17 protein-coding genes are annotated in these 23429 nt (G+C 67.8%); 10 read left to right on the forward strand and 7 right to left on the reverse strand.

What is annotated here, in order from left to right:
* Nucleotides 1-161: 161 nt before the first annotated feature.
* Complete coding sequence (locus AB0K60_RS11960; protein WP_364051947.1) at nt 162-1715, forward strand: serine/threonine-protein kinase; 1554 nt, start codon at nt 162-164, stop codon at nt 1713-1715.
* A gap of 325 nt (nt 1716-2040) precedes the next feature.
* Here the strand turns inward: AB0K60_RS11960 and AB0K60_RS11965 are convergent, their stop codons facing one another.
* Complete coding sequence (locus tag AB0K60_RS11965) at nt 2041-2511, reverse strand: hypothetical protein (protein ID WP_364051950.1); 471 nt, start codon at nt 2509-2511, stop codon at nt 2041-2043.
* A 304-nt stretch (nt 2512-2815) separates the two neighbouring features.
* Here AB0K60_RS11965 and AB0K60_RS11970 point away from each other — a divergent pair, with 304 nt between their 5' ends.
* Both AB0K60_RS11970 and AB0K60_RS11975 read left to right on the forward strand, forming a co-directional pair.
* A complete protein-coding gene (locus tag AB0K60_RS11970) occupies nt 2816-3187 on the forward strand; it encodes a hypothetical protein (RefSeq protein WP_364051953.1) in 372 nt (123 codons plus the stop codon).
* Nucleotides 3188-3197: 10 nt separating this feature from the next.
* Entirely contained in the window at nt 3198-4133 is a 936-nt protein-coding gene (locus tag AB0K60_RS11975) for a sigma-70 family RNA polymerase sigma factor (RefSeq protein ID WP_364051956.1), read from the forward strand.
* A 60-nt stretch (nt 4134-4193) separates the two neighbouring features.
* Here AB0K60_RS11975 and AB0K60_RS11980 read toward each other — a convergent pair whose 3' ends face one another.
* Entirely contained in the window at nt 4194-4778 is a 585-nt protein-coding gene (locus AB0K60_RS11980; RefSeq protein WP_364051959.1) for a DUF488 domain-containing protein, read from the reverse strand.
* Nucleotides 4779-4995: 217 nt separating this feature from the next.
* On the opposite strand from AB0K60_RS11980, the gene AB0K60_RS11985 reads away from it, so the two are divergent.
* Nucleotides 4996-6177, forward strand: a complete 1182-nt coding sequence (locus tag AB0K60_RS11985; protein WP_364051962.1) for an FAD-dependent oxidoreductase — start codon at nt 4996-4998, stop codon at nt 6175-6177.
* A 166-nt stretch (nt 6178-6343) separates the two neighbouring features.
* Here AB0K60_RS11985 and AB0K60_RS11990 read toward each other — a convergent pair whose 3' ends face one another.
* The 4 genes from AB0K60_RS11990 to AB0K60_RS12005 all read right to left on the reverse strand — a co-directional run bounded on the left by AB0K60_RS11990 (nt 6344) and on the right by AB0K60_RS12005 (nt 10515).
* The gene (locus AB0K60_RS11990) at nt 6344-6826 is read right to left on the reverse strand and encodes a hypothetical protein (RefSeq protein WP_364051965.1); all 483 of its coding nucleotides are present in this window, start codon (nt 6824-6826) and stop codon (nt 6344-6346) included.
* Nucleotides 6827-6985: 159 nt separating this feature from the next.
* The gene (locus AB0K60_RS11995) at nt 6986-7177 is read right to left on the reverse strand and encodes a helix-turn-helix transcriptional regulator (protein WP_364051968.1); all 192 of its coding nucleotides are present in this window, start codon (nt 7175-7177) and stop codon (nt 6986-6988) included.
* 33 nt (nt 7178-7210) lie between these two features.
* Nucleotides 7211-9853, reverse strand: a complete 2643-nt coding sequence (locus AB0K60_RS12000) for an AAA family ATPase (RefSeq protein ID WP_364051971.1) — start codon at nt 9851-9853, stop codon at nt 7211-7213.
* Nucleotides 9854-9996: 143 nt separating this feature from the next.
* Nucleotides 9997-10515 carry a hypothetical protein gene (locus tag AB0K60_RS12005; RefSeq protein WP_364051974.1) on the reverse strand — a complete coding sequence of 173 codons (519 nt, stop codon included), beginning with the start codon at nt 10513-10515 and terminating at the stop codon, nt 9997-9999.
* Nucleotides 10516-10663: 148 nt separating this feature from the next.
* Between AB0K60_RS12005 and AB0K60_RS12010 the strand changes: the two genes are divergently transcribed.
* The 5 genes from AB0K60_RS12010 to AB0K60_RS12030 are packed head-to-tail and all read left to right on the forward strand — an operon-like array spanning nt 10664 to nt 20741.
* The gene (locus AB0K60_RS12010; protein WP_364051977.1) at nt 10664-12682 is read left to right on the forward strand and encodes an N-6 DNA methylase; all 2019 of its coding nucleotides are present in this window, start codon (nt 10664-10666) and stop codon (nt 12680-12682) included.
* Nucleotides 12679-14700, forward strand: a complete 2022-nt coding sequence (locus AB0K60_RS12015; RefSeq protein WP_364051980.1) for a class I SAM-dependent DNA methyltransferase — start codon at nt 12679-12681, stop codon at nt 14698-14700. The genes AB0K60_RS12010 and AB0K60_RS12015 overlap by 4 nt, the downstream gene beginning before the upstream one ends.
* Nucleotides 14697-15986 (forward strand): hypothetical protein, encoded by a 1290-nt coding sequence (locus tag AB0K60_RS12020; RefSeq protein WP_364051983.1) that lies wholly within the window; start codon nt 14697-14699, stop codon nt 15984-15986. The genes AB0K60_RS12015 and AB0K60_RS12020 overlap by 4 nt, the downstream gene beginning before the upstream one ends.
* A gap of 32 nt (nt 15987-16018) precedes the next feature.
* On the forward strand, nt 16019-19135 hold the full coding sequence (locus AB0K60_RS12025; RefSeq protein WP_364051986.1) for a type I restriction endonuclease: 3117 nt from the start codon (nt 16019-16021) through the stop codon (nt 19133-19135).
* A gap of 52 nt (nt 19136-19187) precedes the next feature.
* Entirely contained in the window at nt 19188-20741 is a 1554-nt protein-coding gene (locus AB0K60_RS12030) for a protein kinase (protein ID WP_364051990.1), read from the forward strand.
* Nucleotides 20742-20893: 152 nt separating this feature from the next.
* Here AB0K60_RS12030 and AB0K60_RS12035 read toward each other — a convergent pair whose 3' ends face one another.
* Nucleotides 20894-22504: a hypothetical protein gene (locus AB0K60_RS12035; RefSeq protein ID WP_364051993.1), complete on the reverse strand. Its 1611-nt coding sequence runs from the start codon at nt 22502-22504 to the stop codon at nt 20894-20896.
* A gap of 299 nt (nt 22505-22803) precedes the next feature.
* Between AB0K60_RS12035 and AB0K60_RS12040 the strand changes: the two genes are divergently transcribed.
* A complete protein-coding gene (locus AB0K60_RS12040; RefSeq protein ID WP_364051996.1) occupies nt 22804-23298 on the forward strand; it encodes an ATP-binding protein in 495 nt (164 codons plus the stop codon).
* Nucleotides 23299-23429: the final 131 nt, after the last annotated feature.

Genomic DNA, 23429 nt, shown 5'->3' on the forward strand with positions numbered 1-23429 from the left:
ACGTGGCTTGACGATTATCTGGGTGCTTTATCCCGATAATTCCTGGAACGATCGCACGCTGGGTGGGATAGTGCCGCGGACGCCTCTGGACGGCCCATGCCCGCAGAGACCAGATTGGACTCCCAAACGGCAGTGGATTCGAGATGACCGGGAGAGCGGTAGTGCGATCGCAGGCGCTCAGCGACCGTTACGAACTGGTCGAGGAGATCGATGCCGGGGCGATGGGTCAGATTTGGCGCGGGTACGACGCGGTGCTGGACCGCGAGGTCGCGATCAAGCTCATCCGCCCGGACATCGTGTCGTCCGCCGAACAGGCCGAGGCACTGGCCAAGCGGTTTCACCGGGAGGCCCGGGTGACGGCGCGTATCCGGCATCACGGCGTTCCCCAGGTGTACGACGCGGTGCTGGACCGCTCGTACACGCAGTTGTATCTGGTGATGGAGCTGGTGCGCGGCACGCCGCTGACCGAGTTCGTCTCCCCGGATAACCCGCTTCCCATTTCGTGGGCGGTGGCGGTGACGGCACAGATCGCCGCCGTGCTGTCCCACGCGCACGCGATCCCCGTCGTTCACCGCGATCTGAAGCCGGCCAATGTCATGGTTACGACGGACGGCACCGTGAAGGTCCTCGACTTCGGGATCGCCGCGATTCTGGGGACCGATGCCACCAGGCTCACGGCGACCGGGGTGCCGATGGGGACCGCCTTCTACATGTCGCCTGAGCAGATTCAAGGTGTCCAGGTCTCGCCGCGCAGCGACCTGTACGCGCTCGGATGCATCCTGCACGAGCTCTGTGCCGGCACACCCGTGTTCGACGGCGGAAGCGACGGCTCCGCGATCATGCAGCAGCACCTTTTCGCGAAGCCACCGCCGTTGCGGCGGCTCCGTGCCGACGTACCGGCGGAGCTCGAACGGCTGACGCTCGAACTGCTGGACAAGCGGCCGAGGCAACGCCCCCGCAACGCCCGGTCGGTCTTCGAGCGACTGATTCCCTTTCTGCCGACTCGTGGCTCCCGCCCAGATCCGGCCGAACGGCCTACGGAGAGAATGCCGGACCCGACGCGCCCCTATCGCGATCCCTGCGCGCCTCGCCCGTACCCCGAGTGGGCCCGGATGAGGCCGGTGGGCGAAGCTTCTGCCTCGATCGGCGAGGCCCAGGCCGCTCTCAACGCGGCGCTGGCCCGCTCCGACGAGTTGCTGGACGAGGGGCGGTATTCGCAGGCCGCCGACGTCCTCAAGTCGGTGCTCACACCGGTCACCGAGGCGCTGGGGGCCGAGAACCCGCGTGTGCTGGGACTCCGGAAGCGGCGCGCTGCGATCCTAATGATCGGTGGTGACTTTCAGCGGGCCCTCCACGAATTCGAGTGGCTGGCGGGTGCCTACTCCCGGCTGGAGGAGGGATATGGGACCGACTGCCTGGAATGCTGGCGGCAGGTGGCCTACTGCCGCGCCGAGCTGGGAGAGGTGGCTGGGGCGCTCCAGCCGTTCCGCTTTGTGCTGAGATATCTGCGGGAGCGCAAAGGCGATGGCGACGAAGTCGTGCTGGACCTACGGCGCGACATCGGTTCGCTGCTCGCCGTCGACGGGCAGACGCCGCGCGCGGTCGCCGTCCTGCAACCGCTCCACGAAGATCTCACCGTTCTGTACGGTCCCGAGCATCCGCGCACGCTGGAGGTACGCGACCTGCTGGCCCGCCTACGCTCCGCAGGGACGTGATACGGCGGTCGGCCGACCAGACACGGTACGGCTGCGGTCCTAAGGTGGCTCGCGCGCGTTCGCCGACAGCACAGGGTACGTCCGAGGCACCCCGGGGAGCCTGGCAGCGGTGCTCGCCGCCGACTACTGACCCCGGCTATCGGCTCCGGACCGACGCCTCCACATCACCTCATGCCCGCGCGAGGGCGAGCAGAGCACACGGCAGCCATGATCTTGTAGCCCGCCGCCGCACTGCTCTACTCAAAGGAATCGTCGACCACGTGATCGCGCAGTTGGACAGTTGGAGGCCGAGCTGGGAGACACCAAGAAGGAGGGTCCGCCGAGCTCAGTTCGGAGTTGAATCACCGATCGCGGGGAGCGCCACAGCTTGCAGCCACTCGTCCAGGCTGCGCACGTACGAGTTGCCCGCCCAGGGGTCGAGACGCTTGCGAGCTTGGGTAAGCAGGTGTCCGAGCCGTGCCGAGCTGTGCGTGCGCATGAGCGTGACCGCCTCCGACAGCTTGGCCGTGGCTTCCGGGATGTCCTTGGCGTGGGTGAGCGCGATCCCCTGATGGATCAGTCCGAACGTCCTCTCCCGAGTGAAGGCCGGCCCGAGGGTGGCGAGGTGCGCAGCGGCCGAATTGACCGCGTCACCTGCCCGACCCGCGGCGTTGTAGATGAAACAGGCCGATCCATCCATCGCCTCGGCTTCGACCACCGTCTCGCGGCGGCGGGCCAAGGCTGCCTGGTCGGTTTCCTCGTCCAGGACGAGGCGGCACAACCTTAGTGCCGCGAAGTTCCAGGCGATCAGTCCCATGCGCCGAGGAGGCCGCGGCGGCGGCCCTCTTCCTCATGGCCAACAACTGCATCACCGGCCAGATCATCGACATCGACGGCGGCGAGGGCCTCGCCTAATGCGAGCTACCGGGTCGGACGGGTCCGCACGCGGCCTTGTGGCCGTCGTGGCGTCGTGCCGGTCGTCCGCCCCGACCGGCGTGTTGATGTGTGATCCACATCACACTGTTCTCCTGTCAGGGATCGGGCCGCCCTCTCGCTCAAGTGTCGAGCGAACAGAACAGCCAGCGAGAAGAGCGGTGAGCGAGAAGACAGGGAGCACAGTCGTGAAGCATCGCGTCGTCGTTCTCGAAGCCGGATACGCCGGGGCCTACGCGGCGGGAAACCGGGCCCGCCGCCTCGACCCCGCCGACATCGAGATCACCGTCGTCAACGCCGAACCCGACTTCGTCGAGCGGATGCGCCTCCACCAGCTCGCGGCCGGTCACAACCTCAAGAGGCGCCCGCTAGGGAAGATCTTCGCCGGGACCGGGGTACGGCCGCGCCTGGCGCGCGTCGAAGCGCTCGACGCCGAACGCAAGACCGTCGCATTGAAGGGCGCCGCCTGGAACATGGGCCATCCGACCCTCGGCCTGCCCACCCGCAGGCGTCGTCTGGCCATCATGTCCAGGCGCTCCGGCGAAGCGGTCGTCGCCTAGAGTCGGCCGCGTGGACGCCCTCGCCGTCGAGCGGTTCGAGGCCAGCCGCGTCCGGTTGGCCTCGCTGGCGTACCGTCTGCTCGGCTCGGCCGCCGATGCCGAGGACGTCGTGCAGGACGCGTTCCTGCGCTGGCAGGCCGCCGACCGCGACCGGATCAAGGTGCCGGAGGCGTGGCTGACCAAGATCGTCACCAATCTGTGCCTCGACCGGCTCCGCTCCGCGCAGGCGAGACACGAGCACACGGCCGGCGCGTCGCTGCCCGAACCCCTCCTCGACGGCGACCCGATGCTCGGCCCGGCCGACACCGCCGAACAACGCGAATCGGTCTCCCTGGCCATGCTGCTCCTCATGCAGCGCCTCTCCCCGCACGAACGCGCCGTCTACGTGCTGCGCGAGGCGTTCTCGTACGACCACGCCGAAATCGCCGGCATCCTCGACATCACCGAGTCCGCCAGCCAGCAGCACCTCCACCGGGCCCGCCGACGCGTCACCACGGGACGCCGCCGCGACGCCGTCACCGACGCCGACGCGCGCCGGATCGTCGAGGCATTCCTCGACGCCGCCGCGTCAGGGCAGACCGAGCGACTGGTCGCGCTGCTCACCGAGGACGCCACCGCGGTCTCGGACGGCGCCGGACTCACCGGAAAGCCGCTGCTGTACCCCACTCCGGAACGCATAGCCGCCGCGGCCCGCGCCTTCATCAAGCCCATCGAAAGCAAACGCCGCCTCATCGGCGGCCGCCCCGCCCTGCACACCGGCCTCGTCAACGGCTCCCCCGCCCTGATCGCCGTAATCGACAACCGGGTGGTAGGCGTCCTGGCCCTCGAAACCCACAAGGGCAAGGTCGCCTTCGCCTGCGCCGTCGCCTCCCCGAAACGGCTCGGCCGCCTCACCGCGACCTGGTCGAAACAGGAACACGACGCCCCGATCGTCGAATCCTGGTGATGCCGCCCGGTCAGCCGCGTACCGCGGGTTGACTGGCAGGTCATCCATCGGGCAATCCGGTCAGAGCTTTGCAAACGGTGGCTGGAACAGATGTGCGCCGCTGACCGCGACACCGTCTTCTACGTCGGCAATCAGGCCAAGCGGCAGCACGTTTTCAGCGTGCTCGGAGTCTTCTACCCTCGCCGGTGAATCGGCATCGCCACCGGCCAAGGCGAGACGGTCCAGCACCTGGGCCAGGACGAGCTGACGGTGGCATCGGCGTTCGTCGGCCTCGAAGCACAGGACGCCGGTCAGGCCTCTGCCCGCCCGTTCCACGATCAGCTCGATGGCCTCACGCGCCTGGTCGCCATCGAGCTGTTCAAGATAGGCGGCCTGCGCCTTGGCGAGTTCGGCCGCCGAGCCCGCGAAACCGGCCCGGTTCCATTTGGGGTTGCCCAGCGCCGGTAGATGCATGTACTCGATACCGCTTTCGCTCAGCGCCTCGGCGAGGCGTCCCTTGCTGAAGCCGGGTTTGCGAGAAATTGGGGTAAGCCGGACATCGACCAGCGTGTGCAGGCCGTAGGTCAGCATGCGGTGCACGAACGTGTCGAGATCAGTGCCCTGGTATCCGATCCCCATGACGCCGCTACGCCGGCGAAAATCCATGTCCTCAGGCTCTCACACCCGCCTCTGTTTCCCCGCCGTCATCGCCGCCATGCGATCACGGCCAATGCGCTTGTGTCCTCGTTGCGGCGTCACCTGGTGGCTGGGCCGCCGATTCGCTTCGGCCGGGCGATGTGTGGCCCATATCACAGCGCGGTCCTGTCAGGGATCGGCCTGCCGTCTCGCTCAAGTGTCGAGCGAACAGACAGGAGAGAAGGCCATGAAGCATCGCATTGTTGTCCTTGGTGCGGGCTATGCCGGGACCCCTTCGGCCGGTAGCCTGGCCCGCCGCCTCGACCCCGCCGAAACCGAGATCACCGTCGTCAACGCGGAACCCGATTTCGTTGAGCGGACGCGCCTCCACCAGCTCGCGGCCGGGCAGGACCTCAAGATGCGCCCGCTGACCGACATGTTCGCCGGGACCGGGATCCGGCTGCGTCTGGCCCGCGTCGTGGCCCTCGACGCCGAGCGCAAGATCGTCACCCTCGACGACGGGGAGATTTCCTACGACACCCTCCTCTACGCGCTCGGCAGCACCGTCGCCGACCATGGCGTCCCGGGCGTCGCCGAGCACGCGTTCCATGTCACCGGCCGGGCCGCGGCGCTGCGGCTGCGGGATCGCCTGGACGGCCTGGGCGACGGTGCGCACGTGCTGGTGGTGGGCGAGGGGCTGACGGGCATCGAGACCGCCACCGAGATCGCCGAGTCGCGGCCCTGGCTGAAGGTGGCGCTGGCCGCACGCGGCGAGCCGGGCGAATGGCTCTCCCCCGGCGCCCGCCGCCATCTGCGCCGGGCATTCGAACGGCTCGGCATCACCGTCCACGTGCACACGCTCATCGAACGCGTCGAGCCGACGCGGGTCGTCGGCGCCGACGGCACCGTTTTCGCGTCCGACGCGACCGTGTGGTGCGGCGGGTTCGCCGTGCACCCGATCGCGGCCGGGAGCGGCCTTGAGGTCACCGGCACCGGCCTGATCGTCGTCGATCGTGGCATGCGCTCGGTCTCGCATCCCGACGTGTACGCCGCCGGCGACAGCGTCCACGTCATCGGCGCGAACGGCAGGCCGCTGCCGATGTCGTGCGCGTCCGCCGGGTTCACCGCCATGCAGGCGGCCAACACGATCGTCGGGCACCTGACCGGCAGGAAGATCACGTCAGTGCCGTTGTACTACTACGGCAATCACATGAGCCTCGGGCGCCGGGACGCGATCGTTCAGCCGGTCGGACGCGACGTCCGGGCGACGTCCTGGTTCCTGCGGGGCCGTACGGCGGCGCGTGTCAAGGACCGCATCCTCAAGGGCGCCGTCTGGATCATGGATCACCCGACGTTCGGCCTGCCCGCCCGAAGGCATCGCCTGGCCACCGCCGCGCTCACGCACTCCGGCGAAGCGGCCGTCGCCTAGAGCCGACCGCGTGGACGCCCAGGCCGTCGAGCGGTTCGAGGCCGGCCGGGTCCGGCTGGCCTCGCCGGCGGGTCTCCTGCCCCGGCGTGCCCCTCCTCATATCAGGTCAAATAATGGCCTGATATGAGTACCCGGCGCACCGGCGCGGCGCTGGCCTCGTTTCGGGTCAGAATTTTCCGTGTACCGTGTTGCTCCGTACCGACCGGAGGGTGCTTCCCGCCGGATTGAGCAGGCGCGCGCCGATGTAGATGTCGTCGACCTCGCCGTCGAACACGCCCGAGTCCTCGTTGAGGGTCGTGCCGCGCTTGAAGTAGTAGTACGTGTGAAGTTCCATGCCACGGGACGTGACGTCGTAGGCCTTGAAGGTGTCGGGCCCGTAGAGCACATCGTCGCTGGCCGGGTCCTCGCCCCAGGTTCTGAGGACGATCGGGTGGCCGCTGTTCTTCAACTGCTGGGCCTGAGCCGGGGTCATGTGGAAGACCACATCGATGTTGACCTTGAGGTAGTTCCCGGGCTGCTCGGTGACGGCGATGACCGCCGAGTCGGCGGCGGCCTCCGCCGGGGCGGCGGCGAGCCCGAGCCCGAGCCCGGCGGCCGTGACGGCACTGAGCGCGAGCACGCGCCCGGCCCGCGAAAAGATCTTGTTCATGAGTTTTCCTGAGTAGGTCGATCCGCTTTTACCCCTCAGGCGTTCCACGTCGGCCCTCGCCGTTCCACCCCGGCCACGACGCGAGCCGTTCCGTTCCAAGCCGGAGAACTCCCAGGTCGGCGACGCCGACCGTGTCCGGTCCTCTCCTGCCGCCACAGGTCAGGCCGCCACGCCCTGTCCGACGGTGATGGTGAAGGTGGTCCCCATCGCCCTGGCCAATCGGTCCAGCATGGCCAGCGTCGGGATTCCGCCTCCACCTTCGATCCGCGACAGCGCCGACTGGCTGATCTGCGCTCGCTGCGCCACTTCCGCCTGCGTCAGGCCATGCTCGATCCGACGCGAGCGGACCATGTCACCTACATCAGTGCGGCGAGGTCGAAACGCTTAATCCGCGGCCGACTCGTCCGCATCGGGCGTACGGCCAAGCGCGAGGTCCACATGCGGGCCTCCCCAGCCTGCAGGCGTTCTCCACATCAGCGACACCTTGAGGGTTTCGCCGATGACGTCCACGGCCCACATCTCCCGGGGCTCCTCGGGCAGGACCAGGAAGACCTCGTCCGCGCGTTCCCCGCCTGCCCATTCGACCTCCAGGGCGCGTACGGCCGCCGCGCGCAGTTCCGGGTAGGTGCCGAGGGCGGTGCCCGACACGACATAGATCGCCGATCCGCGTGGGGTCGTGCGGATGACGTCGGCGAACTCGGAGTCCGTGGACGGCCGGAGCCCGTTCTTGTACAGGTCGGCGGCGAGGACGTGGCGGAGATAGCCGTGATCGTCCTGGGCGCGGGCGGCGGAGATCCGCTCGCGCAACGCCGCGAGGAGGTGCTCACGGCTCTCGTACGGCACGGCGTCGGTGGCGACGGCGGGCTCGGCGGCGGGCCCGCCCTTCGGAGCCTTCCGGGCGGCGTCGGCGGGACCGCCCAGTTCGGCGGGAAGCGGGGCCGAGTGCAGGACGGTCAGCGACTGGGTGCAACGGGTGATCGCGACGTAGAGGCGGCGCAGACCCACCGGCCCCTGGTCGGCGAGCCGCTGCGGCTCCACGACGATGACGTGGTCGAACTCCAGTCCCTTGGCGAGCGGCGCCGGCAGGACGCTGATGGGACGGCTGAGCCCGGTGAGGGTCGCCTCCTGTGCCTTGGCGACCTCCCGGTCGATCTCGCGCAGCAGTTCCCCGTCGTCGGGCGTGATGATCGCGACCGACCGCACCTCTTCTTCGCTGCGCATGGCGAGGCCGAGGGCGCGGGACACCGTCTCCCCCACGAGCTTGGCACGCCTGACGGACGTGACGGTCAGCGAGCCCGGGGCGGGCGGGCGGATCGACTCGGGGAACGCCGTCGACGGCGACAGGGCCGTGGCGAGCGGCCGGGCGAACGCCATCACCTCCCTGGGGACGCGGTACCCGACGGCGAGCTCGGCGATGTGCCAGCCGTCGGCGCCGGCGAGGATGCCGGCGAGGCGGCCCCACACGTCGTACTGGCGGCCGCCCACGCTCTGGGCGAGGTCGCCGAGGACGGTCATGGATCCGCTCGGGCAGCGGCGGGCCAGGGAGCGGGCCTGCATGGGGGTGAGGTCCTGGGCCTCGTCCGCGACGATGTGCCGGTAGCGCTGCGGCTCGTCGCCCGACAGCAGGAACCGCAGCTCCTCAAGGCACACGAGGTCCTCGGGCGTCCAGGGCTCGTCGGCGGTCCGGCGGGCCTGGGGCCGTACCAGGGCGAGCTGCTCCTCGCCGGTGAGCACCCCGAACGACGCCTCCCGTACGGCCTCCGCCGCGTTCAGCAGGTGGCGCAGCACCCGTTCGGCGGTGAGGGTCGGCCAGACCGCGTTGAGGAGGGCGGCGAGGCGGGGCTGTTTCTCCGCCTGGGAGCGGAATTTGTCGTCGGCCTTCTTGAGCCGGGTGGCCTCCTGGTACCGCTGGATGAGCAGGTCCAGGGTGCGGTCGACGAAGCGCCGCCGCCGTACCAGGTAGGGGCCTGCGGAGTCTCGCGCCTCGCGGGCGAGGCCGGCGAGTTCCGCGCGGCCGATCGTCAGGTGCGCTCCCCGGAAGGAGAACTCGAGATCGGCGGTGATCCGGTCGGGGCGGATCCAGTTCTCGACGGCGTTGCGCAGCACCGCGGCCATGCGCTCGTCGGACTTGACCAGCCGGGTCTGCGGCGTGTCGGCGCCGCGGACCTCGCCGTCCCAGAGCTGGGAGATCTCGACGGTGGCGACGCCGCGGCTGCCGAGGCGGGGCAGGACGTCCTTGACGTACTGCAGGAATGCCCGGTGCGGGCCGACGACGAGCACCTCGTCGGCGGTGAAGTGCCTGTTGTCGAGCAGCCAGGTGACGCGGTGCAGCCCGATGGCGGTCTTGCCGGTGCCGGGACCGCCCTGGACGATCAGCAGTCCCTTGCGCTCGTCGGAGACCAGGAGCAACTGGTCGCGCCGGATGGTCTCCACGATGTCGCGCATCGATCCGTCGCGGGCGCTGTCGAGCTCGGCGAGCAGGAAGGGGTCGATGTCCTCGGGGCGATCGGTCCCGGTCCCGGTTTCGGTGGCGGTGGCGGTCCCGGTGGCGGTGTCGGCGCGGGGTGCGGCGCTCGCGGGCGCCGCCTCCGGGCGGATCACCTGGTCGCTGTAGTCGAGGACCTTGGGTCCCTCGCAGCGGAGTGTACGCAGCCGCCACACGTCGTCAGGGGCGTCGGGGGTGGCCAGCCGCCACCGGGTGGCCTGCCGGCTCGTCCACTTCACCAGGACCAGGTCGCCGTCGCGGTCGCGTACGCTGCGACGCCCGAGGTACCAGGTGAGCCGCCCGTCCGGGTCGTCGGTGAGGTCGACGCGGGTGGTGACGAGGGACCGTCCGCCCAGGTCCTCGCGGTCGCCGAACTCGACGGGTACGTCGGGCACGGGGGCGAGTCCGGCGTCGGGGCAGTCCGAGCGCAGCTTCACCCGGACGGCGTCGATCGAGCGCCGATCCTGTTCGACGCAGTCGCAGATGTGATCCACTTCGCGCTGTTCGTCGGCGATGACGGCGGCGCGGTCGACCTGACCCATTGGTTCTCCTCCACGAGTGGGCCGAGGGAGAGGGAAGCGGCGGTTGCCGGGGTGTAAAGCGCTCCGCGGGCGGGGGCCGGTCGGTCCGCCCCGGCCCGCGGGCGGTGTCGTCGCTGGAACGTCGATGCTGGGACGTCGCCGCGTCAGGCGGCCTGGGCGGTGGGCGTACCGAAGGTGACGACCTTGGAGGCGGCCGCGTAGAGGCGCCGGTTCAGCGCGCCCCTTCTCGACACGACGGTGACGTGCGTGCCGCTTCCGGCGAGCCAGGCGGCCAGATCGGTGAAGTGGCCGTCGCCGGAGCCGATCACCACCCGTTCGAACCGCTCGGGGAGACGGGCGGCGTACGCGGACTCCGACAGCGCCCGGTCGGCGCCGTCCCGACCAGCGCGGATCAGCAGCTGGATGCCGCGCAGTGCCATCCCGACGGAGAGACCGGCACTGGGGTTGACCGCGACGACGAACTGGTCCATGGGGCCGATCGGCACGAGTTCGCGGTATTCGGTCATGAACTCGGTGACCTGCGCGGTGGTGGGGCAGGGCGAGCCCGTCAGGTTTTCGAGGTCGAGCAGGTGGACCCCGCGGCCCTGCCGCAACAGGCGCCTGCCCCGTCGGGTGCGGGCGCGTGTCCGGCCGGATGTCGAGTGGCTGGCAGTGGGGGACATGACCGTTCTCCTCTCTCATCGAGGATCGGTGGCCGACGAAATCCATTAAAGCACGTGTTGATTCCATCGACCAATACCTTCCGCGACGTTGCATCGATGAGATGTCTTGCTCTAGGGTCATGTCAAACATCAGAGGTAGAGGAGCGACGTGGACAAGGACGTCGAGGTGACCGTGGCGGACATCGCCCGGCTGGGCGGCGTCGGACGCGCCGCGGTGAGCAATTGGCGCCGTCGGCACGATGACTTCCCGCAGCCCGTGGGCGGCACCTCGCTCAGCCCCGTCTTCTCACTCGCGGAGGTACGGCGGTGGCTGCTCGCCCACGCCGAGGGCAGGCCGCTGCCCGAGCGCGAGTGGCTCATGCAGGACCTGCGGGCGAGCGCGGCGGCGGACGAGCCCGCGCAGCTCATCGCCGACCTGGGCGCCTTCCTCGTCTATCTCGGCCGTGACCGCGCGAACTGGACCGAACTGTCCGCCAAGGACGAGTCGACCATCGCGGCCGAACTCCCCCGGCGAGTCCAGGCGGCCTGCGCCGATGCCCTGGTCGATCCCCCGATGCCGCGCTCCCTCGCGAAGGTCGGCGTGCCGCTGCTGCGCCGCCTCGCCGACCTCGCCGACGGCCCCGGCGACACCTTCGCGTTCCTGCGCGAACGCTATTTCGAGCTGCACAGCAGGCGCACGTACCCCACCCCCGACGCCGTCGCCAGGCTCATGGCCGAGCTCGGCGGCCCCGACGCCGAGCGGGTGCTCGACCCGACCTGCGGCACGGGCGCCCTGCTTGAGCCGTTCCGCGACCGGCCACACGGCATGCTCCTCGGCCAGGAGATCGACGCGGCGACCGCCCGCCTCACCGCCCTCCACCTCGCGTTCGGCCTCGCCCGGGTGAACGTCGTCGCCGGCGACTCACTGCGGCAGGACGCCTTCCCCGGCACGCTGGTCGACACGGTCGTGTGCTACCCGCCGTTCAACGACCGCGCCTGGGGCTACGAGGACCTGCACTCCGACCCCAGGTGGGAGTACGGCCTGCCGCCCAAGATGGAGTCCGAGCTCGCCTGGGTGCAGCACGCCCTCGCCCACCTCAAACCGGGCGGCACCGCCGTCCTGCTCATGCCCCCGGCCGCCGCGAACCGCAGATCGGGCCGCCGCATCCGCACCCAGCTCATCCGCCGCGGCGCGCTCCGGGCGGTGATCGGCCTCCCGATCGGCGCGGTGCCGAACACGGCCGTCGCCCTGGCCCTTTGGCTGCTACGCCGCCCCGCCGACTCCCGCACCCCCGAGCACGTCCTGATGGTCGACACCGCGACGCGCCCGAACGACTTCGCCCGCGTCGCGACGGACGCCTGGACACGCTTCGACCTCGGCGAACACGCCGACGAGCCCGGCATCAGCAGAGCCGTACCGGTCATCGACCTGCTCGACGAGGATGTCGACCTCACCCCCGCCCGCCACCTCGCCTCGTCCGCAGAGGACCTGACACCCGAGCGGCTCATCACCGAACGCGACACCGTGGCCGACCTGCTCCGCACGACCGCCGACCTGCTCCCCGCCGTCCAGGCCGCCCGCGATGCCCAGAGCCTGCCCGTGGTCCCGCTCGCCGAGCTCGTCCGACTGGGCATGCTCACCATCCAGCCCCACAAACCAACCAAAGATGGCGAACGCTCCCCGGCCTCGGCCGATCTGCCCGTCCTCACCATCGAAGACCTCCTGGGCGAAGGGCCGCCGGGCGAGCCCGCGACCCCCGTCCCGGTCCAGCACGAGCTCGTGGTCGAGCCCGGCGACGTGCTCGTCGCGCAGGCCGCGACCCGCCTCATCGTCCGAGTCGCTGCGCAGCGCGCCGTCGTCCTCGGCCTCCGCATGACGCTGCTACGCCCGGACCCCGAACGCCTCGCCCCCCACTTCCTCGCCGGCTTCGTGAACAGCTCGATGAACGTCCGCCACTACACCGGCACCGGCAGCCGCCTGCACACCGACATCCGCCGCGCCGAGATCCCGCTCCCGCCGATCGAGGAGCAACGCGCGTACGGCGAGGCGTTCCGGCGGCTGGCGGATTTCGAGCGCGGCCTGCGCCGAGCGGCCGGTATGGGCGAGGATCTGATCCGACTGATATCCGACGGCCTCACGCAGGGCATCGTGCGGCCGGTCGGAGCACACATGAAGGGAACACGGTGAGCACCAACCACCAGAGGTACGCGAACTTCATCTGGTCTGTCGCCGACCTGCTCCGAGGCAGCTACAAGCAGTCGGAGTACGGCAAGGTCATCCTTCCGTTCACCGTGCTACGCCGACTCGACTGTGTGCTGGAACCCAGCAAGCCCGCGGTGCTGGCGAAGGTGAAGGAGCTGGAGGGCAGCCCTTTGCCGGAGGGCGCCAAGGACCGGATATTGCGGTCCGTGGCCGGTGCCGGCTTCTACAACACCAGCGAACTCGACATGAAAAAAGTCATCGCCGACCCCGACAACGTGGCCAGTAACCTGCGGGCCTGCATCGGGGCATTCTCCAAGGGCGCGGCGGAGGTTCTGGAGAAGTACCGCTTCGAGGAGCAGATCCGGCGGCTCGACGAAGCCGGACTGCTATACAGCGTGGCTGCGAAGTTCGCCGAGTTCAACCTGCATCCCGATGCGGTCGACAACCATCAGATGGGCTACATCTTCGAGGAGCTCATCCGCAAGTTCTCCGAGATCTCGAACGAGACCGCTGGTGAGCACTTCACCCCGCGCGAGGTCATCCGCCTGATGGTGAACCTGCTGATGGCCCCCGACGACGTGGACGTGATGACGCCCGGCATCGTCCGCACCGTGTACGACCCGGCATGCGGCACAGGCGGGATGCTGTCGGCCGCAGAGGAGCACATCACCCGCTACAACACGAAGGCCACGGTCAAGGTATTCGGCCAGGAGCTCAACCCAGAGTCGTGGGCGATCTGCCGCTCGGACATGATGCTCAAAGGTCAGGAGGAGGCGGCCGACATCGCCTTCGGCAACTCCTTCACACAGGACGGACATCCGGACCGGACGTTCGACTACCTGCTCGCCAATCCGCCATTCGGCGTTGAGTGGAGGAACGTCCAGAAGCACATCGAAGACGAACGTGACCAGCTCGGCTGGGCTGGTCGTTTCGGCGCAGGCACGCCGCGCATAAACGACGGATCGCTGCTGTTCCTCCAGCACATGATCTCGAAGATGAAGCCGGTCGAGCAGGGCGGCTCTCGCATCGCGATCGTCTTCAACGGCTCACCGTTGTTCACCGGCGGTGCCGGCTCGGGCGAGTCGGAGATTCGCCGCTGGATCCTGGAGAACGACTGGTTGGAGGCGATCGTCGCCCTCCCCGACCAGCTCTTCTACAACACCGGCATCGCCACCTACTTCTGGATCCTGTCCAACCGCAAGGTCCCGGCCCTGCGCGACAAGGTGATCCTGCTCGACGGCCGCGAGCACTGGGCGAAGATGCGCAAGTCCCTCGGCGACAAGCGCAAGTACATCACCGACGAGCAGATCGACGAGCTGACCAGGATTTACAAGGACGCTTTGACGATCGCGGCCGACCCGGAGCACGAGCACCACGCGAAGGTGAAGGCCTTCCCCCGCCACGCCTTCGGCTACCAGCGCATCACCGTCGAACGCCCCCTCCACCAGCGCTTCGAGGCCACCACCGAGACCGCCGACACGGTGGCGGAGGCCAAGGCGGTCGGCAGGTACGAGCACCGCGACGCGCTGCTCGCGGCGCTGAGGTCCCTCGCCGGTACGGTGTGCCGCACCAAGCTGGAGTTCGTCGGCAAGCTCGATGCCGCGCTTCGGGGACACGGTCTGAACAAGCTACCGGCCCCAGTGGAGAAGGCGATCTGGGCCGAGGTGGCGATCAGCGACCCTGAGGGCGAGCTGCAGACGGACCGAAAGGGCAACTCCCTGCCCGACCCCGACCTGCGGGACTACGAGAACGTGCCACTCACCTCGATGCACGCCACCCCGGCGGAGTTGGAGGCCGAAGTCGAGGCCTATCTGAAGCAGGAGGTGCTCCCGCACATCCCGGATGCCTGGGTGGACGCCTCCAAGACCAAAATTGGATTTGAAATTCCGTTCACCCGACACTTCTATAGATACACACCACCTCGGCCGCTACAGGAAATTAACACCGAACTCAAGAGACTAGAAGGCGAGATTCAGAAACTTCTTAGCGAGGTGACCGAATGAGAAAGGTACGCCTTCGCCACCTCGTCCAGGTCAACCCCTCTACACCCGCCTTCGATCGCCTCCCGAACGACGCCGAGCTCACTTTCCTTCCTATGGAAAGTATTTGGCCCGATGATAGATTGAACCTAAGTCAGCGACGGATTAAAAGCAGCGTATCTATCGGCTATACCCGTTTTCAGGACGGAGATGTCCTCGTACCGAAGATCACACCCACCTTCGAAGCCTCACGATCCGTTTGGATCACCGACGGGCTTGTTAATGGAGTAGGAGCTGGCACTACAGAGCTCCACGTTCTTCGGGCAGGGCCCGACATCGACCCGCGCTTTCTACTATATCTCACGCACTCCCATCATTTCCTCAAGCTGGGCGAGGCGGAGATGTACGGTGTCGCAGGCCAGAAACGAGTTCCCGACAGTTTCGTTCGAGACTTTCCCATTAGCTTGGCCAATCTAGACGAGCAGCGACGCATAGCGAATTTCCTCGATACAGCAACGGCTCAGATCAAGAGTATCGATGACGTTCGCAGCAGGCAACTCACTCTCCTCCGTGAACGCACATCCGCCTTGATCACGGAAATTCTTCTTCCCGGGTCTCTGTCCAGCCCTACCGGAAAGTGGCCATGGGAATGGCTGCCAGCAATGGAGGTTGGTACGCCGCTAGTTCGCCTCGGATATGTTTGCCGCCTGCAATCCGGGCTCACTATCGACGGGTCACGCTCCCTTGACGATGATGTCGTAACGCGACCATACCTTCGCGTGGCAAATGTTCAGGCAGGGCGACTTGACCTGGAGTCAGTCACGGAAACTACAGTCCCTAGGAAGATCGCGGAGCGCAGCACACTACAGCCAGGGGATGTACTCATGACAGAGGGAGGTGATCTCGATAAGCTAGGGCGAGGAACCGTCTGGCGCGGAGAGTTGCCAAACTGCCTGCATCAGAATCACATATTTGCCGTTCGCCCTCATCCCGATAAACTGGACGCCGACTATCTCGCTCTAATGACGCAAACACTTCACGGTCGATGCTATTTTGAGAGCACGGGCGTCAAGACCACTAACCTAGCTTCTACGAGCAGTGCAAAAATTCTAAGTTTCCCTATCCCTCTCCCTAGTTTGGAAGTACAGCGACTGCTGGTTGAGCGAGTTCATACCGAGCTCACTTCGATCGATACAGCTAAAGAAGCAATTGAGAGTCAGCGTAGATTGCTTCAGGAACGAAGAAGAGCACTGATAACAGCGGCGGTGACCGGGCAGATCGACGTGACGACTGCTCGCGGGATCGCCTGAGAGGCCGAAACGGCTCTTTGGGAGTTGTGAACATGATGGCGAGCCCTCTGCATCATGAGAAGGTTTTCGAGGATGCGATCGAGCGCACGTTGCTCAGCTCGGGGTGGGTGAAGGGCGCAGGTGAGCTCTACGACCACGCTCTCGGTCTTAACCCCACGGAGCTGATGCATTTCGTGCAGGCGACCCAGCCCAAGCAGTGGGAGCGCCTGGTCACTATGCAGGCCGGGGATGACAGGGGGGCCGCGCGCCGTCTCGCGGAGGTCGTCGCGAAGGCGATCGACGACGAGGGTGCCCTTGAGGTGCTGCGGCACGGGGTGAAGGATCGGGGCATCACCTTCAAGCTGGCCTACTTCAGGCCCGCGCACACGATCGCCGCCGACGCGCTGGAGCCGTACCGGAAGAACATCCTCAGCGTGGTCCGCCAGTTCCGCTACTCGGCCAAAAGCAACGACACGCTGGACCTGGCGCTGTTCGTGAACGGCATTCCGGTCGCCACCGCGGAGTTGAAGAACCCGCTTACGGGCCAGACCGTCGAGGACGCCAAGCGGCAGTACCGCGAGGACCGCGACCCTCGGGAGCCACTGTTCGCGAAGCGGACGCTCGTGCACTTCGCCGTGGACCCGGACCTGGTGTTCGTCACGACCCGGCTGGCCGGGAAGCACACCAGGTTTCTGCCGTTCAACATGGGCACGGCCGGCGCGGGGAATCCGGGCGGAGCGGGGAACCCGCCGAATCCGGACGGCTACGCCACCTCCTACCTCTGGGAGCGGATCTGGCATCCGGACACCTGGATGGACTTGATCAAGCGCTTCCTGCACGTCGAGGACGAGGACGTGAAGAAGGGCAAGGGGCGCAGGGCGAACCCGGGGAAGGCGCACAAGCTGCCATTGATCTTCCCGCGTTACCACCAGTGGGACACGGTGCAGCGGCTCACCGCGCACGCCAAGACCCACGGCGCCGGCGAGAACTACCTGATCCAGCACTCGGCCGGGTCCGGCAAGTCGAACACGATCGCCTGGCTGGCGCACGCACTGTCCAACCTGCACACGTCCGCGAACCTCGCCGAGATCGACCCGCCGGCGATCGAGCGGGGCTACGGGCCGAACCAGCCGGTGTTCGACAAGGTCATCGTGATCACCGATCGGGTGGTGCTGGACCGGCAGTTGCAGGAGACGATCTACCAGTTCGAGCACACGCCCGGCGTGGTCGAGCGCATCGACCAGAACTCCGACCAGCTCGCCGAGGCGCTGCAGGGCGAGACCGCGCGCATCATCATCACCACGCAGCAGAAGTTCGGCCACGTCCTGCCCAAGATCGAACGGCTTCGGGGCAAGCGTTTCGCGGTGATCGTGGATGAGGCGCACTCGTCGCAGACGGGCGAGAACGCCGCCGCCCTCAAGCGGGTGCTGCTCAAACTCGGCAACGGCGACGCCGACGAGGACGGCGACCTGCTCACCGCGAGCGCGCTCGCCCGCGGCAGGCACGACAACCTGTCCTACTTCGCGTTCACCGCCACGCCGAAGAACAAGACGCTGCACCTGTTCGGCGTCGAGGGCGAGGACGGCAAGCCTCGCGCCTTCCACACGTACTCGATGCGGCAGGCGATCGAGGAGGGCTTCATCCTCGACGTGTTGCGGAACTACGTCACGTACAAGACGTTCTGGCGGCTGATCAGCTCGGAGCCGGACGACCGCGAGGTGGAGCGACGCAAGGGGCAGGCGCTGCTCGCCCGCTTCGCCGAGCTGCACCCGACCAGCATGCAGCAGCGCGCCCAGATCATCGTGGAGCATTTCCGGCGGCACACCGCCCACCAGATGGGCGGCCGGGCCAAGGCGATGGTCGTCACGCGCTCGCGCGAGCACGCCGTCCGCCTCGGACAGGCGATCCGGGACTACGCCGCCGACCTCGGCTACCCCGACTGCGGCACGCTGATCGCGTTCTCCCAGTCGCTGCAGATCGACGGCGTCGAGTACACCGAGGCGAAGCTCAACGGCTTCGGCGAGAAGGAGCTGCCCGACAGGTTCGCCTACTGCCGGGCCGACGACACCGCGCCGAACGCGGCCGAGAAGCCGGAGTACCGCATCCTCGTGGTGGCCGACAAGTACCAGACCGGCTTCGACCAGCCGCTGCTCACCACGATGTACGTGGACAAGCAACTGTCGGGCGTCGCGGCCGTGCAAACGCTGTCCCGGCTGAACCGCACGCACCGCCTCAAGTCGCAGGGCGACATCTTCGTCCTCGACTTCGCGAACGAGGCCGAGGAGATCCAGGCCGCGTTCCAGCCGTACTACGAGGGCACGGCGAGCGAGGACATCGACCCCAATCTGCTCTACCGGCGCGCGTCGGCCGTCATGGGCCACGCCCTGCTCGTCGAGTCGGAGATGCAGGCCCTGGCCGAGGCGTACCTGGAGGCCGAGCGCACATCGACGACGCAGCGCGAATTGGAGAAGGCGCACGCGGCGCTCTACCGCTTCACCGAGCCCGCCGTCCGGCGCTTCGTCGAGCGGCAGCGCCAGGACGCCGCGACCAACGACGACTCGGCCGAGGAGTTCCGCGCCGACCTGCGCGGCTACGTGCGCCTGTACGGTTTCCTCTCCCAGGTGGTGCCGTACGTGGACGCCGACCTGGAACGGTTGTACCTGTTCGGCCGTTTCCTGCTCAACCGGCTGCCGCGCCGCGAGGACCCGGCGGTCGACGTCGGCGACGTCGACCTGACCCACCTGCGGATCAGCAAGACGGGCGAGCACAGCATCACGCTCGAAGAGCAGAGCGAGATGGTGCTGCCCGCGCCGTCGGGTGCGGGGGCGGCGGCCCCCGAGCCCGAAATGGTGTCCCTGCGCGATCTGATCGGCCAGTTGAACGACAAGTACGGCCTCGGCCTCTCCGAGGCCGACCAGGTCTGGGTGGAGCAGCAGTTCCGGGAGGCCGCAGGGAACGACTCGCTGCAGGCCGCGGCTCTCGTCAACGATGAGGTGAACTTCGGCGAGGTGTTCGCCGACCACCTGGAGAAGGTCGTCGTCGAACGGCACACCGGCAACACCGACCTGGTGCAGCGGTTCTTCGACGACTCGCTCTTCCGGTCGCGGATCACCGAGCTGGGCCGCAGGCAGGTCTACAAGATGATCCGCGACAGCGAGGGGGTGGATTGATCCGCTCCCCCGCGAGACACTGTGGATCTTCCCGATCTTAGTGAGGGCCGCAGTGCAGCAGGGCAACGTCATCGCGGGCCGCTACGAGCTGGTTCAGTTCCTCGGCCGCGGCGGATACGGCGAGGTGTGGAAGGGTTTCGACAAGTTCCTCGACCGGCACGTGGCGGTGAAGTTCATCCGCACCGACGCGTTCCCCACCCCCGAACGCCGCCGTGAAGCCGAGCAGCGGTTCCGGCGCGAGGCCCGCGTCACCGCGAAGATCCGACACCCGGGGGTGCCGATCGTCTACGACGTCGGCGCCCACGAGGCGTCCCTCTATCTGGTGATGGAACTGGTCGACGGCGTCGGCATGCACGACCTGATCGAGGAACAGCATCCGCTGCCGATCTCCTGGGCGGCGGCGATCACCGCCCAGATCTGCGCGGTGCTGGAGGTCGCACACGCCAACTCCCTCATCCACCGCGACCTCAAGCCCCGCAACCTCATCCTGTGCGGCGACGGGACCGTCAAGGTGCTCGACTTCGGCATCGTGGCCGTGCTGGGTCCGACGGACGTCACGCAGATCACCCGCGCGGGCGAAGGCGTGGGAACCGCCTGCTACATGTCGCCCGAGCTCGCTGTGACCGGAAAGGCGAGCCCGCAGAGCGACCTGTACGCCCTCGGGTGCGTCCTGCACGAGATCCTCACCTGCCGCCGCGTGTTCGAGTCCGCCCACACCCTCGTCGAGATCAGCCGGCACTACTCGGAAGACCCGCCCCCGCTCCGCACCTTGCGCCCCGACACACCTGTCGAGATCGAACGGCTCGTCCTAGAGATGCTGGCGAAGAGCCCGGCGGACCGCCCGTCCAGCGCGGCCGAGGTCTACGAGCGATTACTCCCGTTCGTGACGGCCCTGCCTCCGCTCCCCGGCGCGACCGTCGCCGCCCCGTCCCCCGACCCGATGCGGATGTACGCCACCGTCGTCGAGCGCATCGCCGAGACCGCACTCATCGGCCCTCGCGTCCCGGCACCTCGCCCCGCACCCGCCGCCCCCGAGTTCTCCGAGGCGGACCTCGTCGCCGCCGGCCACCGCGCCGAGGAACTCGCCCTCGAAGGCCGCTTCAGCCAGGCGATCGAGTTGCTGGAGACCGCGCTCGCCGGAGCCGAGGGGGTGCTGCCACGCGCGCACCCCACGGTCTTCGCCATCCGCATGCGCCTGGCCGAGTCCCTGTTCGCCGCACGCCACTACCGGCAAGCGGCGGCGGAGTACGAGGAGATCCTGCCCGAGCTGGCCCGAATGCTCGGGGCCCACCATCCCACGGTGCTCGCCTCCCGCTTCAACGAAACCCTCTGCTCGGCCGCCCTCGGCGAGGACGAGCAGGCCCTCGATCAGATGCGCTCCCTGGCCCAGGAGATGAGCGACGCCCTGGGTGCTCGGAGCCCGCTCACCCTGGAAGTACGCCTGGAACTCGGCGAACTCCTCGTCAAGGTGGGCGACCACAACGGTGCGCGCGAGGTCCTGCGCACGCTCCTCCCCGACATGCGAGCCGTTCATGGGGCCGGACACCCGGACACTCAGCACGCCCAGGCACTCCTGGAAAACCTCGATCGCCTGGCCGGTTCCTGATCGCGAAATACGAGGCTCACCATCTCATTCGCACCAGGGCGGCGGTCATCAAGCCGTTAACGAAACCGCCGCCCGGCGGGCCAAGGAGCCCTGTCGGTACCTGATCAGGTGTCCATACCGGCATCCGACGTTGCGGACCGCTGAAGCGTCAATCACACGACCGCGGCCGATCGCAATCTCTCGTCCAGATCTCGCACATACGCATTGCCTGACCAGGGCTCCAGGCGCTTGCGGGCCTGGGTGATCAAATGTCCCAGTCGTGCCGAGCTGTGCGTGCGCATGAGTGTGATCGCCTCCGAGAGCTTGGCAGTGGCTTCCGGGATCTCCTTGCTCTGCGTAAGCGCCATACCCTGATGGATCAGCCCGAACGACCTTTCCCGGCTGAAGCCGGGGCCGAGTCCTGCGAGCCGTGAAGTGGCTACCTGCATCACATCACCCTGACGCCCCAGGGCGTCGTAAATGAAGCAGGCGGTTCCTCCCATGCCCTGGGAGTAGTCCTTGATCCAATAGAGGTACGAAGGCTCCGATGACGTCGGCCTTCCCGCCCAGGTTCTCGTAGCCTCCAACTTGCGCAGGGATTCTGTCGGGTTACCGTCGAGGGCATGTGCCCATGCCTCGACGATGTCGGCGCGCGCTCGCATCAGGTTGCTCGCGCCGCGACGTGCCCATCCCTGGGCGGCGAAGGCGTGATCCAGGGCTTTCCCCGGCTGGGCTGAAAGGCTGGCCATCTCGCTGTGCCAATGGTGGATGTAGGCGGTCAGCACTGCGTCCCCGCTCTCCTGCGCGGCGTCAAGCCCGAGATCGAGCGAACGCGCCGCTGCGGGAAAGTCCATCCGGTCGTAATACAGGAACCCGGTCAACTGAGCCAGTTCGGCGTAGGCATGGATGAGCCGGGTGCGGAGCCCGGGAAGGAGGGACTGCGCGCTGAGCAGGCGGGAGACCATGTCGCGCTGGGCCTCGGCGACCGGCAGAACCTTGGCCGGGCCGTAGGTGTCGTCCAAGCGGCGGCACTGCGCTATGAGCTTCTCGATCGTGGCCACGGTCTCGGCGTCCACCCTGCCCTGGGCACTGATGACGCGGGCCAGCCGCGCCTCCTCGTCCGGACTCAACTGGCGAAGCAGCGTCAAGGCGGGCACGCCGCCCAAGGCCAGGGACAACTCCAGCAGCAACTCCCGTCGCTTCATGTCGGCCTCCTCGGCGTTGACGGCGCGAAGCAGCTCTTTCCACTTCCCCGCGCTCATGGCAACGACGTCGGAGGCGATCTGTGCGTACCGGGTCTGCTGGCGCGGTCGTACCTGCTCTCCCTCGTCCATGCTGACACGCTGCTGCGGAACAGAGCAGGATGTAACCGGCTGAAACGGGTCAAGGTGACGGAAGTCTGCCTGATCGATCAAATCTCGGTCGTACGCGCTGTAGGTCGAAAACTCCTCATCCGAGATCAGGTTGCGCGCCCGCGTCTGGTAGATCTGCGCGAGTGCGGCCAGCACTCGCGCCGTGGGCCGCCGGCCCGCCGCAGGCCATCCTTCGAAGTCGTACAAACGGCACTCGCGCATCGACGCCGTGCCCGCCGGGTCCAGATCGTTGATCGCGTCCACGACATCGACGGCGGTCCGGCCGTGCGCCAGCCGGTAGCACCGCAGCGGGCCGACCTGCTGAACCAGGGCGATGACGTAGGCGATCTGGTCCCAGGTGAACCGCTTGGCGCGCAGCGCCTCGCCCCAGGACCGGCAGCGCAACAGGATCGAATAGCCCTCACCGGACATCGGCGGCCCCTTCCGTTACCTCGCCCCCACCAGCGGGAACACACGGATCGTATAGCCAAAGTCACGTTCCGTGCAGGATAAATCAAAATCCGGGCGGCACCAAAGTCACGTTCTGTGTGGCAGGTATCGGAACTCCGTCCGCTTCCCTCGGGGAGACACGCTCAGGCGTGAGAGCGTTTCCGCACGTCGCTGCCGCCGCTGGGGCGGAAGATCAAGGGTCTGTTGTGGATCTCCTTGCGGCGGCGACCGCACGCCACCTTTGTCGCGGCGAACATCGCGAACGACGAAGGAGTTTCATCATGTCCTCTCCTCCCGACCGGTACAACGGCGTGGCGAGCCAGGCGGAGCTTCCCGAGCCGTGCCCTGAGCTGATCTGGGCCGCCGCCGTCAGGCCCGGCGAGGCCGTGACATGGCGGAAGATCTTTCCCGGTACCGCCGAGCGGGTGGCCGAGGCGCGCCGTTTGGCCGGCCTGTTCCTCGACGACACCCCGTACGCCGACGACGCCGCCTGGATCGTGGGCGAGCTCGCTGCCAACGCCGTGCTGCACACCAGGTCCGGCGAGCCCGGCGGCCAGTACGTGCTGGAGTTGCGCCGCACCCGCCGGGTCGCCCGGCTCATCGTGTGCGACCTTGGCGGCGGAGGCAGGCCGACCTTCGCCCCGACCGTGCCCGGCCTGCCGTACGCCGAACACGGCTACGGGCTGCGCACCATCGCCCGGCTCGCCGCCCGCGCGGGCCTTCGTGGCAACCCGACCTTCGGTCACGCGGTCTGGGCCGACCTGCTCCTAACCTGAGCGGCCTGACGCACTGCTGGACCTGATCTTCGGCAGAACGTGCACGTACCCTTCGGCAGAACGCGCACATAACCTCCGGCAGAATGCGCACTGATCTTCGGCGAGACGTGCATTGATCTTCGGCAGAACGT

The sequence above is a fragment of the Thermopolyspora sp. NPDC052614 genome, from assembly GCF_040678635.1.
Classification (GTDB): Bacteria; Actinomycetota; Actinomycetes; order Streptosporangiales; family Streptosporangiaceae; genus Thermopolyspora.